We start from the raw sequence: 14,606 nt of genomic DNA on the forward strand, positions 1-14,606 counted from the left end.
CGGGCGGTGCTTTATGGGCGTCGCTCAGCGGGTGGGCGACGTCCGATCAGCCGCGGTCGAGCGGCCGGGTGCGTTTCTCGAGCCAGGCCAGGGCGTCGCCCTCGAGCCGCGGCGCGAGGCATTCACGCACCTCGGCATGGTAGGCGTCGAGCCAGTCGGCCTCGGCGGGGTCGAGCAGCGCGACGTCGATGGGCCGGGTGTCGATGGGGCACAGGGTCAGCGTCTCGAAGCGCAGGAAGTCGCCGAAGTCGCTCGCCGCGGCGGGGCGGTTGGCGACCAGGTTCTCGATGCGGATGCCCCACTCGCCCGGGCGATACACGCCGGGCTCGATGGAGGTGATCATGCCCGGCTGCATGGCGGTGTGCGGCGCCGCCGGCGCGGACCAGGCGATCACCTGGGGCCCCTCGTGGACATTCAGGAAGTAGCCCACGCCGTGGCCGGTGCCGTGGCCGTAGTCGCGGCCGCCGGCCCACAGCGGCGCCCGGGCGATGGCGTCCAGGTGCGGCGAGGGGATGCCGCAGGGGAAGTGTGCCCGGGAGAGCGCGATGGTGCCCTTGAGCACCCGGGTGTAGTCCTCGCGCTGAAGATCGGAGATCTCGCCCACCGGCACCACTCGGGTGATGTCGGTGGTGCCGCCGTGGTACTGGCCGCCGGAGTCGATCAGCAGCAGGCCGTCGCCCGCGATGGTGGCGTGGGCCGCCGGGGTGGCGTGGTAGTGGGGCAGGGCGCCGTTGGCGTTGAAGGCGGCGATGGTGGAGAAGCTGCGGCTGATGAAGCCGGGGCGCCGGGCGCGGGCGGCGGTCAGCCGCTCGTCCACGGTCAGCTCGGTGACCGTCTCGCCGCGCTCGATGGCCGCCTCCAGCCAGGCGAAGAACTCGCACAGCGCGGCGCCGTCTTCCGCCATGGCCTCGCGCACGTGGTCGAGATCGGCGTCGCTCTTGCGGCTCTTGGCCAGGGTGCTGGGCTGGCTGGCTTCCACCAGGGGCACGCCCGCCGGCAGCGCCTGGCGGGTGCCCAGGGTCAGCTTGGCCGGGTCGAGCAGCACCCGGGCCTCACCGGGCAGCGCATTGAGGCTGCGCGGCCAGTCGGCGTAGTCCGCCACCGCGATGCCGTCGGCGGCCAGCCCCGCGGTCAGCTCGTCGTCGAGCTTGCCCGGAGCGACGAACAGGGTGGCCGTCTCGGTGCCCACCAGCAGGTGGGCCAGGAACACCGGGTTGAACGCGACGTCATCGCCGCGCAGCTGGGTCAGCCAGGCGATGTCGTCCAGCGTCGAGATCGGATGCCAGTCGGCGCCGTGTTCGGCCATGGCCGCTCTCACGCGAGCCAGGCGCTCGCCGCGGCGCTCGTCGAGGTAGGCGGCGGGGTGGGCGTAGAGCGGCGCCTCGGGCAGCGCCGGGCGATCGGGCCAGACGGCGTCGAGCAGGTCCAGGTCGCCGCGCAGGCGGATGCCCTTGGGCGCGAGCGCGTCCTCGAGTCGGCGCGCGTTGGCGAGCGACACCACGTCGGCATCGAAGCCCAGCGTCGCACCCTCGTCGAGCCGCTCGGCCAGCCAGCGCATCGGCGCCTCGGCCTGGCCGGGCTGCAGCTTCATCAGCTCGATGCCGCTGCCCGCCAGCTGCTCCTCGGCCTGCACCCAGTAGCGGCTGTCGACCCAGACGCCGGCGGCGTCGTGGGTGACCACCAGGGTGCCCACCGAACCGTCGAAGCCGGAGAGCCAGGCGCGGCCGGCCCAGTGCTCGGGGAGGTACTCGGAGTTGTGGGGGTCGGAAGAGGGCAGCCACCAGGCGTCGATGGCGTGCTCGCGCATGGCGTCGCGCAGGGCGGCGAGACGGGCCGCGGGGGTCGAGGGGGCGTGGCTCATGTCAGGCTCCGGTGGTGGAAGAAGAGGGAGAGGAGACGGCGGTATCGCGCTGGCTGCCCTTGAGCATGCGTCCGATCAGCGGCGTCAGCAGCGCCAGCACCAGGGCACAGAGTACCAGTGCCACCGCCGAGCGGCCGAACAGCGCCGGCAGCTCGGTGAGCTTGTCGGCGCTGACGTTGCCGCCGATCAGGCCGGCCACCAGGTTGCCCAGCGCCAGCGAGGTGAACCATAGGCCCATCAGCTGCCCGCGGATGCGCTGCGGTGCCAGGGTGCTCATGGTGGAGAGACCCACCGGGCTCAGGCACATCTCGCCGAGGGTCAGCAGCAGCAGGCTGGCGCTGATCCACAGCGGCGAGACCAGGCCGTCGCCGACCAGCACCTGGCGCGCGGCGAGCATCATCAGGCCGAAGCCGGCGGCGGCGAACAAGAGGCCCATCACGAACTTGGTGGCGCTGCTCGGCTCCAGGCCGCGGCGGCCCAGGGCGGGCCACAGCCAGCCGAACAGCGGGCCGAGCAGGATGATGAAGACCGCGTTGAGCGACTGGAACCAGACCGTGGGGACTTCCCAGCCGCCGAATAGCGCGCGGTCGGTGTAGTCGTTGGCGAAGAGGTTGTAGGAGGTGGGCTGCTGCTCGAAGGAGGCCCAGAAGAAGGCCGAGGCGACGATCAGCAGGAAGGCCACCACCACTCGGGCGCGCTCCCGGGCGTCGAGGCCGGCGAAGGCCATCAGGTAGACGAAGAAGCCCAGCGCGCAGACGATGATCACGCTGGTCATGGCCTCGGCGATCGCCACCGGCTGCAGCTGGATCATGCCGCTGGCCGTGAGGCCGACCAGGGCGGCGGCGAGGAGCGACAGCCCCGAGACCGCCAGGCCCACGCCGCGGCGCTGCACGGCCGGGGCGTCCCAACTGGAGTCGCGGCCCTGCTGGCGGTCGGCGCGGCGCATGGCGGGAATCGCCCAGAGGCGGAAGATCAGCAGCGCGGCCAGCATGCCCAGGCCGCCGATGCCGAAGCCCCAGTGCCAGCCGCCGCTCTCGATCAGCAGCCCGGTCATCAGCGGGGCCAGCAGGGCGCCCAGGTTGATGCCCATGTAGAAGATCGCGAAGCCGCCGTCGCGGCGCGCATCGCCCTCGTCGTAGAGGCTACCCACCATCACGGTGATGCAGGTCTTGAACAGCCCCGAGCCCAGCACGATCAGCAGCAGGCCGACGAAGAAGGCGGTGGCGCCCCACAGCGCCGAGAGGGCGATGGCCAGGTGGCCCAGGGCGATCAGGATCGAGCCGTACCAGACGGCGCGGCGCTGGCCGAGCCAGTTGTCGGCCAGCCAGCCGCCGGGCAGGGCGGAAAGGTAGATGGCGCCGGCGTAGATGCCGACGATGGCCGCGGCGTCCTCGCGGCTGAAGCCCAGGCCGCCCTCGGCGAGGCCGGCGGCCATGAACAGCACCAGCAGCGGGCGAATGCCGTAGTAGGAGAAGCGCTCCCACATCTCGGTGAAGAACAGCGAACCCAGCGGACGGGGGTGGCCGAAGAAGCCGTGATCCCGTCGGGACGTCGCGTCGGGGGCATCGAAGGTTGAGGACATGAATCGTCTGCCTTGTGAGGTGGTGGTGGCGTCACGGACCGTGCCGATTCGGATAATGTCAGGCGACCCTGTGGCCTAACCCGCTTTTATCTGATTTTTTTTACTGAAAGGCACGGCGTATGCAGGCGATTCTATGGAAATTTGTTAGTCGGCGAAACGATATGGCGATCGAGCGTCGCTATCCGGCAAGCCTGCGGTGCGGCGATGGCAATGTCGCGCGTCCCGGTGCCAGAATGGAGCCTCCAAGGAGAGATTGCCCATGACGCAGATGAGCTGGGAGCGGCTGCTCGACCCGGGGCGGCTGCACGACCGCCGCGGCTTACGCCCCGGAAGCGGGCGCGGCGAGATCGGCCGCAGCCCCTTCCACAAGGATCACGACCGGATCGTCTTCGCCGGCTCCTTCCGCCGCCTTGGGCGCAAGACCCAGGTGCACCCGCTGACCGACAACGATCATATCCACACCCGCCTGACCCATTCGCTGGAGGTAGGCTGCGTGGGGCGCTCGCTCGGCATGATCGTCGGCGAGCGGCTCAGCGAGCGCCTGCCGGCCTGGATCACCCCGGCCGACCTGGGGGTGATCGTCCAGGCGGCGTGCCTGGGGCACGACATCGGCAACCCGCCCTTCGGCCACGCCGGCGAGTACGCCATCCGCGACTGGTTCGCCCGCGCCGAGGTCGATGGCAGCGGGCTGCTCGACGGGCTGTCGGCGCGCGAGCGCGAGGACCTGCTCACCTACGAGGGCAACGCCCAGGGTTTTCGCATCGTCACCCAGGTCGAGTACAACCAGTTCCGCGGCGGCATGCGCCTGACCACCGCGACGCTAGGCACCCTGCTCAAGTATCCCTGGACCGTCGAGCACGGCGGGGCGGCCGGCAAGTTCGGCTGCTACCAGAGCGAACGCGCGCTGCTCGAGGAGGTGGCCGACCGGCTCGGCCTGCTGCCCCGCGGCCAGGATCGCTGGTGTCGCCACCCGCTGGCCTGGCTGGTCGAGGCGGCCGATGACATCTGCTACGCGCTGCTCGACCTCGAGGATGGCCTGGAGATGGGCATCCTCGGCTTCGACGAGGTGGCCGAGATCCTTACCCAGATCGCCGGCGGCGTGCCGCCGGACTACGCCGAGATGCAGCAGAGCGGCGTCTCCCAGCGCCGGCGCATCGCCGCCCTGCGCGGGGCCGCCATGGAGCGCGCGGTGAGCGACGTCGGCGCGGTCTTCGTGCAGCACGAGGCGGAACTCCTGGGCGGTCGCCTCCAGGAGGACCTGCTGGAGCTGTGTCACCCGGACCTCGGCTGGGGGGTGAATACGGCCAAGCAGCTGGCCCGCCAGCGGATCTTCCAGAACGAGCGCAAGGCCAAGCTGGAGATCGGCGCCTACACCACCCTCGGCATCCTGCTCGAGGCTTTCATCGGCGCCGCCCACGAGCTGCACTACCAGGGGCGCTCCACCTTCAAGCATCAGCGGGTGCTGGCGCTGATCGGCGAGAACACCCCGCGCCCCTCCTGGAGCCTCTACGACAGCTACCGGCGCATGCTCGACTTCATCGGTGGCATGACCGACCACTACGCGGTGGACCTGGCCCAGGAGATGGGCGGCCGACTGAGAGGGGATCGATGAGCTTGCGAGCCTGGCATCGCCCATGGCAGAGGCTGGCGATGGCGCTGCTGGTCAGCGTCGCGGCGGCTTTTGTCGCGCAGGGGGCGGGCGCGGAGAATGCTCAGGCCTCGCGCGTTGAGGGGGCGCAGGCATCGGGCGCGAAAGAAACAGCCCCGCTCGCGGGGCTATCGGGCGAGGGCTTCGAGCACTACACCCTGGCGCTGACCTGGCATCCCGGCTTCTGCGCGAGCCGCTCGCGTCCACCGCAGGAGTGCCGCGACCCGGCCCTGCGCGAGGGCACCGATCGCGGTTTCGTGCTGCACGGCCTGTGGCCCTCGCTGCCCGAGCGCTTCGTAGAGCGGGGCGTCGACCGGCGCCGCTGGTGGCGCGACGGCTGCTTTCTCGAGACGCCCCGAGCCGATGGAAGCTTCTGTCGCGCCCACCCGCCGCTGAACCTGCCGGCGGAGCTGGACCGGCGCCTCGAGGCGGCGATGCCGGGGCGTGCCAGCTGCCTGGATCGCTATCAGTACGCCAAGCATGCCGCTTGCCTGGCACTGCCCGAGGCCGCCTACTTCGCGGCCTCTGTGGCGATGGTCGAGGCGGTCAACGAGAGCGCCTTCGGTGCCTTCGTGACCCTGAATCAAGGCGGCGAGGTGGCGCGCAACGCGCTGATCGATGCCTTCGAGGCGGCCTTCGGCGAGCAGAGCGGGCGGACGCTGCGGCTGACCTGCGGCGGGCGGGGCAATCGCCTGCTCACTGAGGTGCGCATCGGCATCGCCGCCGACCGGCTGGCGGACTTCCCGGCGGCCGATAGCCTGGTGCGTCAGGCGCGCGGTCGCTGCGCGACGCGGGTGCGCATCGCCCGGTTCGAGTGAATGGATGGCCTGCGATGGAGCGAAGGGTCGTCAGCGGCTCAGGCCGCGGGAGGTGGGCTCGCCAGGCTGGCGCGCTGGCGCAGGGCGACGAGGCAGGCGTCGTGCAGGGCGGTATCGATCTCCCCCTGCGAGCTCTCGCTGAGGCGCCGCGCCAGATCCTCGCCGTTGACCACCAGCAGGTCATCCATCGCGCTATCCTCCTCGACCCGCCAGCCGGGTAGGGCCAGCACCCCCTTGACCGGCACCGCCTCGCCCACCTGGCCCTCCAGCCATGTCGAAAGCCACTGCGCGGCCTCGCGCGTCTTGCGCATCGGCAGGCGCTCGCTCCATCCGGGAAAGCGCAGCCGCTCGGCCTCGACGACGACGTGGTTGTCCTCCTGGCCGCCGGGCGAGAGGGCCGGCGGGCGGGCGCGCGTCTCGACCACGAAGATGCCGTGGGGGGTGACCGCCACGTGATCGAGGGACCGGCCGTCGCCCGGCACGTCGTGGAACACGAAGTAGGGATGCTCCTCGGGGCGGATCAGCCGCTCGAGCTCCTGACCCACGGCGAGCTCGCAGGCGAGCCCCAGCTTGAGCCGGCGGATGCGCTGGAAGTCGCGGATCAGCAGCAAGCAGAATACCAGCACCAGCACGGTGCTCAGCGCGCCGTAGAGCGCCCACTCGATCCAGTTCTGCTCGTTGGCGAAGAGCATGCGGCCCATGCCGTAGACCAGCGGCGCCAGGACGACGATGGGGCCCAGGGCGCCGTCGAGGAACAGGCCGGCGAAGGCGCGATCGAGGCGGTCGCGCAGGCCCTGGCCGGGCTCCTTCAGCGGATGGGCGTCGAAGGGCGAGTGCACCCGGGCATCGTGCAGGTTGCGCAGCGCCAGCACGATGACGGCGGTGGCCGCCAGCGGAAACAGGAAGATCAGCGGCAGCAGGTATTCCAGCCAGGCCATCGGGTGTCCTTGCCCTGAGGGAGAGGCTCCATTCTAGACAACCTGCCCCCCGGGGGGCCATGCTCATTTGGCGTGTTCGGCGAGGCGCGGGACATGGGCGCGAGGAGGCAGACGTGAGACACCGCAGCGTGAGGAAGAGCAGCGTGGCAGGCAACGACCCTGACCTCGAGGCCCTGGCGGCCTTCGTCCATCGGCATCCGCGGCTCGCCGTGCTCACGGGCGCCGGCATCAGCACGGCCAGCGGCATCCCCGACTACCGCGACGATCAGGGCGACTGGAAGCGTCCGCCGCCGATGCAGCACCAGGCCTTCATGGGCAGTCACGCGGCCCGCCAGCGCTACTGGGCGCGGGCGCTGATCGGCTTTCGCACCCTGCAGGAGGCGACGCCCAACGTCGCCCACGCGGCGCTGGCCCGGCTCGAGGCGCTGGGCCACGTGAACGGCGTGATCACCCAGAACGTCGACGGCCTGCACCAGCGGGCCGGGTCGCGGCGGGTGATCGACCTGCACGGCCGGGCCGATCGGGTACGCTGCATGGGCTGCGGCGCCCGGCGCATGCGCCACGATCTGCACGCCGAACTGGCCGAGCGCAATCCCCACTGGCGAGAGGTCGGCGCCCGGGCGGGGCCCGACGGCGACGCGGACCTCGAGACCGACTTCGCCGATTTCCGGGTGCCGGACTGCACGCGCTGCGGCGACGGCATCTACAAGCCCGACGTGGTGTTCTTCGGCGACAGCGTGCCGCGCGCCACCGTGGAGTCCGCCTTCGATCTGGTTGGCGAGAGCGATGCTCTGCTGGTGGTGGGCTCGTCGCTGATGGTCTTCTCCGGGTTCCGCTTCGCCCGGGCCGCGGCCAAGGAGGGGCGGCCCATCGCCTGCCTCAACCTGGGCCGCACCCGTGCCGACGACCTCTATGCCCTGAAGGTAGAGGCCTCCGCCGACGCCTTGGTCGGGCTCTGCGAGGTGCTGGACGCCGGCCCGCTTGGCTCGGTCACCCGCCGGCCAGCTTGACCCGGTAGCCGCGCTGCTCGAGCTCGGCCTTGAGTACCTCGCGCTGGTCGCCCTGGATCTCGATGACGCCCTCCTTGACGGCGCCGCCCGTGCCGCAGCGCTTCTTGAGCGCCTTGGCCAGGGTCTTGAGCTCGTCGGCCGGCAGCGGGATGCCCTCCAGGGTGGTCACGCCCTTGCCCTTGCGGCCGCTGGTCTCGCGGCGAATGCGCACCGTGCCGTCGAGCTCGGCCAGACGCTTGGCCTCGGCCTGCTCGGCACAGGCGCACTCGGCCAGGGGGCGGCGGCACTCCGGGCAGGTATCGCCATGTTCGGTGGAATAGACCAGCCCGCCGAGCTGCTCCTTCAGGGATGCCATGGGGCCTCCTCGCGCTGTCGTGTGTCGCTGCGATGATAGCCATCCCGGCGGCGCGCTGCATCCGCCAGACTGTCCACAGCCGCATGCAAGACACGGGAGGCATCGCAGGCTGTGGATAGCAAGTGTGATCCGGGGGTGTGGACAGGCGGTGTGGATGGACGTGCTGACCCGCGGGTCGCGGCGATCAGGCGTGGGCGGCCAGGGCGCGGCTCGTTTCCAGGTGGGCGATGACGGTGGGCAGCTGGAACATGTTGCTGATCATGATCGCCCCGGCGGGGGTCTGCTCGACGTCGGGGAAGCGGTTGAGGTGGATCACCGTCATGCCGGCCGCCAGGGCGCCGCGCACGCCGACCATGGCGTCGTCGATGACCACGCACTCCTCCGCGGCGAAGCCCATCCGGCTCGCGGCATGGTGGAAGAGGCAGGGGTCGGGCTTCCAGCACTGGGCGGTATAGGCGCTGAACAGGTGGTCGCCGAACATCGCGGAGAGGCCGGTGGCATCCAGCGACGTGCGGATCTTGTTCTCCGGGCCGTTGGAGACCACGCCCATGGGGTGATGGGAGAGGGCGGCCAGCGCCTCGGCGGCGCCGTCGATGGCGATCAGTTCGCTGGCCAGGCGCCGGTTGAGGTTGGCGCGCATGCGGCACTCGAGGGCATCGAGTCGCTCGGGGTCGACGCTGCCGTAGCGCTGCTCCAGCGCGGCGACGATGCGGCGAAAGCGGGCGCCGCGAAACTCACCCATGTAGTCGCTGGTGCGAAACGGCAGGCCGGCCTCGGTGAGGCTCGAGGACATCTCGTCGGCGAGCAGCGGTTCGCTGTCGACCAGGGTGCCGTCACAATCGAAGAGCAGGCAGAGGGGGCGTGGCATCACCGGGCCTCATGGGGAATCAAAAAGTTATAACGTCATTGTTACAGATATCGCGGCGTCCTGCCCAATAGTAAAGCCCAGTTTCCGTATTTTGTGAACAGTGTTCTCGAATTCTTGGCATCCGTCTGTGCCGGTCGCGCTATATAAGCACTCATGCCTATACTGACGGCGCGCCCCGGTCTGGAGCAGGTTCATGAATCTCGAACGCGTCGTTTTCGGTTTCTTCGTCATCCTCACCCTGAGCCTCAATGCCGCCTTCGTGGCGGGGGGCGTCGAGACGGCCGCCCACCATAATGTCTGGATCCTCACCTTCACCATCATCGTCAACCTGGTCGCCATCGGCCTGAAACTGGGGGACCGCTCCCAGACCGGGGCCCTGCTGCTGGCGTCCGGCCTGGTGGCCGGCCTGCTGCTGATCACGGCGCGCATTGTCTGGATCGTCGCAGACCCCGAGGGCGGTAGTGGACCGGGGCCGGGCGAGATGGCCGATATCGTCTCGATCGCCACGGGGGCGCTGGTCGCGAACATCATCGCGACGGTGATCCTGGTCGGCGATACGCTGCTCTCGCGGCGATGACACGGCGCGGCAGATACGGTGCTTGAGATCGGCACATGAGTCGGTCCAGCGTGTCCGCCGCTATCCGGGACAGGCACAGGGAGGGTTGACCCCATGACGCCGACCTCCGATCTCGACCGGGTGGCGATGATCGTCCTGCGCTACATGCGCCGGCCGCTGTTCGTGCTGCTGTTCGTCTATTCGGTGGGCATCATGGGCATGGCCCTGATGCCAGGAAAGGTCGTCGAGGGTGAGGCGACCCACATGAACCTCTTCCATGCGTTCTATTTCTTCACCTACACGGCGACCACGACCGGCTTCGGCGAACTGCCGAACGGCTTCAGCGAGGAGCAGCGGCTGTGGACGATCTTCTGCCTCTATACCGGCGTCATCGCCTGGTTCTATGCGATCGGCTCGCTGATCAAGCTGGTGCAGAATCCGCATTTCATCCAGGCCATGGACGGGTTTCGGTTCGCCCGCAAGGTCAAGGGCAACGCGGAACCCTTCGTCATCCTCTGCGGGTTTGGCGATGCCGGCAGCCTGCTGGCCCGGGGCTTGAGCGATCACCGGATGCGCGCGGTGATCCTCGATGCCGACCCGGAGCGCATCAAGGCCCTGGGCGTGCGCGACTATACGGTCCCGATGCCGGGCCTCCACGCGGACGCCAGTGCACCGAAACACCTGCTGGCCGCAGGGGTGGAACACTCGGCCTGCCGGGCCCTGGTCGCCCTGACCAACGATGACGATATCAACCTCAAGATCGCGGTGATGGCACGTCACCTCAACCCGCGGCTGCGGGTCATCTGTCGTTCGACCTCGGCCCGTCACGAGGCCAATCTGCGGGCGCTGGACAATGTCACGGTCGTCGATCCGTTCGAGATCTTCGCCCAGCTCGTCTCCCGGGCGATCGCGCGCTCCGAGCTGCATAACCTCAACGCCTGGTTCGTGGGGACACGCGGTGTCGAACTCGGCGCACCGGTCCAGGTGCCGCGGGGCAACTGGATCCTCTGCGGGTACGGACGGATGGGGCGCTGGATCCATCGCAATCTCCAGGCTCACGGCCTCGACGTGCGCATCATCGATCCGGAGGTGGACGCCAACCAGGTCGACCAGGGGACGGTCATCGTCCGGGCGCATGCCGATCATGCGGCCCTGATGACCGCGGGGATCGATGACGCCGCCGGGGTCATCGCCGCGACGAATCGCGATGCCGACAACCTCAGCACCCTGCTCTCGGTCACGGAGCTCAATCCCCAGGCGTTTCGCATCGTGCGCCAGAACAGTCACGAGAATCAGGTCGCCTTCGATGCCGCGCGGGCCGATCTGGTCCTCCAGCACAGCCTGACCACGGCGCGCCGGATATTGAAGCTTTTGATCTCGCCCCTCGTTCAGGAACTGATCGACTGGCTCGCGGAGCGCGACCCGGCCCAGACGCGAGCCCTGGTAGCCCGGCTCAAGGCGGCCGTAGGCAAGGAGCCCCCCCACCTGTGGTCGATCGGGCTGGTCCCGAGCGAAGCGCCGGCGGTGATCGACTATCTGGAGGCCGGGGGGAGCCTGGCCCTGGGGCCGCTGTGCGGCGACGCGCGTGCGTTCCCGGCAAGGCTGCCGTGTGAAGCGCTGGCCGTTCACCGAGCCGGGGAGTCGATCATGTTGCCGGATACGGACTTTTCGCTCGGCGTCGGCGACGAGATCCTCCTCTGCGGTACCCCCTGGTCGGAGTCGATGCTCCAGGCGACCCTCCATAACCCCTACACGCTTCGCTATGTCGTCACGGGCGTCGATGAGACGCGTGGCTATCTGTTCGCCTGGCTCGACGCGCGTCGGCGGCGTCGCGGCGCTGACTCCTAGCCCCGTCGTCGGCCTCCGCCATGAGCGGCCCTGCGAGCATCGGCCGGGGAGGCGACGCAAGCCGGCTCGCTCGGAGCGCCTGGCCCTTCAGGGTGAGAGCAGCAGGGTGAGCGCCCCGGCCAGGTAGCAGGCGATGATGCCGACGCTCTCGAAGCCGATGCGCGCCGGGCCCTGGCGCTCGCGATGGAGCATCCCGACCATCAGGATGGCGGTCATCAGCATCGCCAGGGCGACCCACAGCGAGACCGCGTCGGGCATGGCGTGGTAGATCGAGCCGCCGCGGTAGGCGATGTCCGAGGCCGCCACGAACAGGGTGTCGAAGGCGTTGCCGCCGATGATCCCCGCCACGGCCAGGGTCAGGGCGCCGCGGCGCACCGCCGCGATCGAGGTGACCAGCTCCGGCAGCGAGGTCACCACCGCGGTCATCAGCGCACCTACCACCGACTGCCCGAGGCCGGTCTGTTCGGCGATCACCGCCGCGCAGCGCTCCAGCAGCCAGCCGCTCACGCCGAGCAGCGCCGCCAGCCCCGCGAAGGCGAGCCACAGTCGTGTCGCCGAGCGGCCCATGGCCTGCTCGTCGGGCACGTCGGGCGCGGTGTCGCGGGTCTGGGCGGGGCGCCACATGGGGTTGTCGCGGCTGAGGGCCACCAGGCGCAGGCCGAACAGGTAGCCAAGCAGCAGCAGCGGGGTAACGGGATGCACCTGCCAGAGCGTCCAGTCGGGGGCGAAGCGACCGACCAGCACCAGCGACAGCAGGCACAGCAGCAGCCCCCCCTGCAGCAGGTTGCTGAGCGAGGCGGCGGCGTGCTCCAGGTTGGCGCGCCGGTGCGTGATGTCGGCGACGGTCAGGAACAGCGTCTGCACGGCGATGCCGCCCAGCGCATTGCTCATCGCCAGGGTCGGCCGATCGGCCAACGCCGCCGAGGCCGAGACCATCAGCCCCGACAGCGAGGTGGCCATGCCCAGCAGTAGCGTGCCGGCGATGGCCTCGCCGAGGCCGGTGCGATCCGCCAGGTCATCGACGATGCCGGTCAGCCGGGTGCCCACCACGCCGATCACCAGGGCGCAGCCGGCGAACAGCGCCAGGGCCATGCCGAGAGAGAGATCGTTCAGCAGCGCGCTCATGGGTGGCGCGTCCCGGTTCTGGCCGTCGGGTGGGGCGAGCGTGGCGCGCGTTCCATGGCAGGCTCCTTGGGGTAGGGCGTAGGGCGTAGGGCGTAGGGCGTAGGGCGTAGGGCGTAACGAGCGTAACGAGCGTAACGTGGAATGCCCCGCGTGGGCAGGGAGGAGCACTGCCCCGTCGCGGGAGGGGCCTTGCGTCGATGGGCGGCGCGATGGGCTAGTCTGAACGGGTCACCGCGCTGTCGGTCTTCGCCATCGCCCACGAGGTCACTATGCCCCGAGTTCACTGGATACCGACGCGGCTGCTCCTGCTACTGCTGGTCACGGCCTTGATCGCATCTCGCCCGGCCATGGCGCAGGGGCAGGATGGCGACGCCGCCTGGGCGGCGCTAGCCCGGGGCGGCCATGTCGCGCTGATGCGTCACGCCCTGGCCCCCGGCATCGGAGACCCGGCCGACTTCCGCCTCGGCGACTGCACGACCCAGCGCAACCTGTCGGAGGCCGGGCGTGAGCAGGCGCGACGGATCGGTGAGCGGTTTCGCGAACGGGGGATCGAGGTCGGCGAGGTTCGCTCCAGCCGCTGGTGCCGATGCCGGGAGACCGCCCGGCTACTCGGGCTCGGCGACGTCATCCCCACCCCGGCGCTGGACTCCTTCTTCCGCGATCGCGCGACGGCTGAGCGCCAGACCGACGCGACCCGCGCCCTGATTCGCGGCTGGAGCGGCGAGGGCACCCTGGTGCTGGTCACCCATCAGGTGAACATCACCGCCCTGGTGGGGGGCGGCGTCGGCTCCGGGGAGATCATCGTGGTCCGGGCGGACGACGCCGGCCTGGTCCGCGTCGGCAGCCTGCGCTGAGCGAGAGCGATGCCGGAAACGACAGGGGCGGCCCGTGGCCGCCCCTTTTCGATCAATCCGCCCTGATCACTTCACCCGCGGATTGAGCTCGCCGCGCTCGTAGCGCAGGAACATCTCCTCGAGGTTGATCGGCTTGATCTTGCTGGCGTTGCCGGCGGTGCCGAAGGCCTCGTAGCGGGCCTTGCAGACCTCCTTCATGGCCGCGGTGCTGACCTTGAGGAACTTGCGCGGGTCGAACTCGGCCGGGTTCTCGGCCAGGAAGCGACGCACGGCGCCGGTGGAGGCCAGGCGCAGGTCGGTGTCGATGTTGACCTTGCGCACGCCGTGCTTGATGCCCTCGACGATCTCCTCGACCGGCACGCCGTAGGTCTCGGGGATGGCGCCGCCGAACTCGTTGATGATCGCCAGCCACTCCTGGGGCACCGAGGAGGAGCCGTGCATCACCAGGTGGGTCTCGGGGATGCGGGCGTGGATCTCCTTGATGCGCTGGATGGAGAGGGTGTCGCCGGTGGGCGGCTGGGTGAACTTGTAGGCGCCGTGGCTGGTGCCGATGGCGATGGCCAGGGCGTCGACGTGGGTCGCCTTGACGAACTCGGCAGCCTCTTCCGGGTCGGTGAGCAGCTGCTCCATGTCGAGCTTGCCCTCGGCGCCGACGCCGTCTTCCTCGCCGGCCATGCCGGTCTCGAGGCTGCCCAGGCAGCCCAGCTCACCCTCGACGGAGACGCCGCAGGCGTGGGCCATCTCGACGGTGCGACGGGTGACGTCGACGTTGTAGGCGTAGTCGGCCGGGGTCTTGCCGTCTTCCTTGAGCGAGCCGTCCATCATCACCGAGGAGAAGCCCAGCTGGATGGAGCGCTGGCACACCGCGGGGCTGGTGCCGTGGTCCTGGTGCATGACCACCGGGATATGCGGGAACTCCTCGACGGCGGCCAGGATCAGGTGGCGCAGGAAGGGTGCGCCGGCGTACTTGCGGGCGCCGGCGGAGGCCTGGACGATCACCGGGGAGTCGGTCTCGTCGGCGGCCTCCATGATGGCGCGCATCTGCTCGAGGTTGTTGACGTTGAAGGCCGGCACGCCGTAGCCGTATTCGGCGGCGTGGTCCAGCATCTGGCGCATGCTGATCAGTGCCATGGGGGCTCCTGT

General features: G+C 69.9%; 13 protein-coding genes. 6 read left to right on the top strand and 7 right to left on the bottom strand.

Annotated features, from left to right (window positions below):
• Window positions 1-46: 46 nt before the first annotated feature.
• Together ABE957_RS15945 and ABE957_RS15950 are read right to left on the bottom strand one after the other, a co-directional pair.
• Window positions 47-1,861 carry an aminopeptidase P family protein gene (locus ABE957_RS15945; RefSeq protein WP_349759656.1) on the bottom strand — a complete coding sequence of 605 codons (1,815 nt, stop codon included), beginning with the start codon at window positions 1,859-1,861 and terminating at the stop codon, window positions 47-49.
• 1 nt (window position 1,862) lies between these two features.
• Window positions 1,863-3,443: a peptide MFS transporter gene (locus ABE957_RS15950; protein WP_349759657.1), complete on the bottom strand. Its 1,581-nt coding sequence runs from the start codon at window positions 3,441-3,443 to the stop codon at window positions 1,863-1,865.
• Between the two features lie 259 nt (window positions 3,444-3,702).
• Here ABE957_RS15950 and ABE957_RS15955 point away from each other — a divergent pair, with 259 nt between their 5' ends.
• Window positions 3,703-5,055 carry a deoxyguanosinetriphosphate triphosphohydrolase gene (locus ABE957_RS15955; protein ID WP_349759658.1) on the top strand — a complete coding sequence of 451 codons (1,353 nt, stop codon included), beginning with the start codon at window positions 3,703-3,705 and terminating at the stop codon, window positions 5,053-5,055.
• Window positions 5,052-5,909 carry a ribonuclease T2 family protein gene (locus ABE957_RS15960; protein ID WP_349759659.1) on the top strand — a complete coding sequence of 286 codons (858 nt, stop codon included), beginning with the start codon at window positions 5,052-5,054 and terminating at the stop codon, window positions 5,907-5,909. The genes ABE957_RS15955 and ABE957_RS15960 overlap by 4 nt, the downstream gene beginning before the upstream one ends.
• A 38-nt stretch (window positions 5,910-5,947) precedes the next feature.
• On the opposite strand, the gene ABE957_RS15965 is transcribed toward ABE957_RS15960, so the two are convergent.
• Window positions 5,948-6,847 (bottom strand): nuclease-related domain-containing protein, encoded by a 900-nt coding sequence (locus tag ABE957_RS15965; protein WP_349759660.1) that lies wholly within the window; start codon window positions 6,845-6,847, stop codon window positions 5,948-5,950.
• Window positions 6,848-6,960: 113 nt separating this feature from the next.
• On the opposite strand from ABE957_RS15965, the gene ABE957_RS15970 reads away from it, so the two are divergent.
• Window positions 6,961-7,857: an NAD-dependent protein deacetylase gene (locus tag ABE957_RS15970; RefSeq protein ID WP_349759661.1), complete on the top strand. Its 897-nt coding sequence runs from the start codon at window positions 6,961-6,963 to the stop codon at window positions 7,855-7,857.
• Here ABE957_RS15970 and ABE957_RS15975 read toward each other — a convergent pair.
• Together ABE957_RS15975 and ABE957_RS15980 are read right to left on the bottom strand one after the other, a co-directional pair.
• Window positions 7,838-8,212, bottom strand: a complete 375-nt coding sequence (locus ABE957_RS15975) for a translation initiation factor Sui1 (RefSeq protein WP_349759662.1) — start codon at window positions 8,210-8,212, stop codon at window positions 7,838-7,840. The two genes, ABE957_RS15970 and ABE957_RS15975, sit on opposite strands and share 20 nt — an antisense overlap.
• Window positions 8,213-8,396: 184 nt before the next feature.
• Window positions 8,397-9,080 (bottom strand): HAD family hydrolase, encoded by a 684-nt coding sequence (locus ABE957_RS15980; protein WP_349759663.1) that lies wholly within the window; start codon window positions 9,078-9,080, stop codon window positions 8,397-8,399.
• A 193-nt stretch (window positions 9,081-9,273) separates the two neighbouring features.
• Here ABE957_RS15980 and ABE957_RS15985 point away from each other — a divergent pair, with 193 nt between their 5' ends.
• Both ABE957_RS15985 and ABE957_RS15990 read left to right on the top strand, forming a co-directional pair.
• Window positions 9,274-9,657 (top strand): DUF6394 family protein, encoded by a 384-nt coding sequence (locus ABE957_RS15985; protein ID WP_349759664.1) that lies wholly within the window; start codon window positions 9,274-9,276, stop codon window positions 9,655-9,657.
• A 93-nt stretch (window positions 9,658-9,750) separates the two neighbouring features.
• The gene (locus ABE957_RS15990) at window positions 9,751-11,484 is read left to right on the top strand and encodes a potassium channel family protein (protein ID WP_349759665.1); all 1,734 of its coding nucleotides are present in this window, start codon (window positions 9,751-9,753) and stop codon (window positions 11,482-11,484) included.
• 87 nt (window positions 11,485-11,571) lie between these two features.
• Here ABE957_RS15990 and ABE957_RS15995 read toward each other — a convergent pair whose 3' ends face one another.
• On the bottom strand, window positions 11,572-12,609 hold the full coding sequence (locus tag ABE957_RS15995; RefSeq protein ID WP_349759666.1) for a sodium:calcium antiporter: 1,038 nt from the start codon (window positions 12,607-12,609) through the stop codon (window positions 11,572-11,574).
• Window positions 12,610-12,878: 269 nt separating this feature from the next.
• Here ABE957_RS15995 and ABE957_RS16000 point away from each other — a divergent pair, with 269 nt between their 5' ends.
• Complete coding sequence (locus ABE957_RS16000; RefSeq protein ID WP_349759667.1) at window positions 12,879-13,463, top strand: histidine phosphatase family protein; 585 nt, start codon at window positions 12,879-12,881, stop codon at window positions 13,461-13,463.
• A 66-nt stretch (window positions 13,464-13,529) separates the two neighbouring features.
• Here the strand turns inward: ABE957_RS16000 and fba are convergent, their stop codons facing one another.
• Window positions 13,530-14,594, bottom strand: coding sequence for a class II fructose-bisphosphate aldolase (gene fba / locus ABE957_RS16005; protein ID WP_349759668.1), 1,065 nt, complete (start codon window positions 14,592-14,594; stop codon window positions 13,530-13,532).
• Between the last annotated feature and the right edge of the window lie 12 nt (window positions 14,595-14,606).

The sequence above is a fragment of the Halomonas pelophila genome, from assembly GCF_040196315.1.
GTDB classification, from domain to species: Bacteria; Pseudomonadota; Gammaproteobacteria; order Pseudomonadales; family Halomonadaceae; genus Halomonas; species Halomonas pelophila.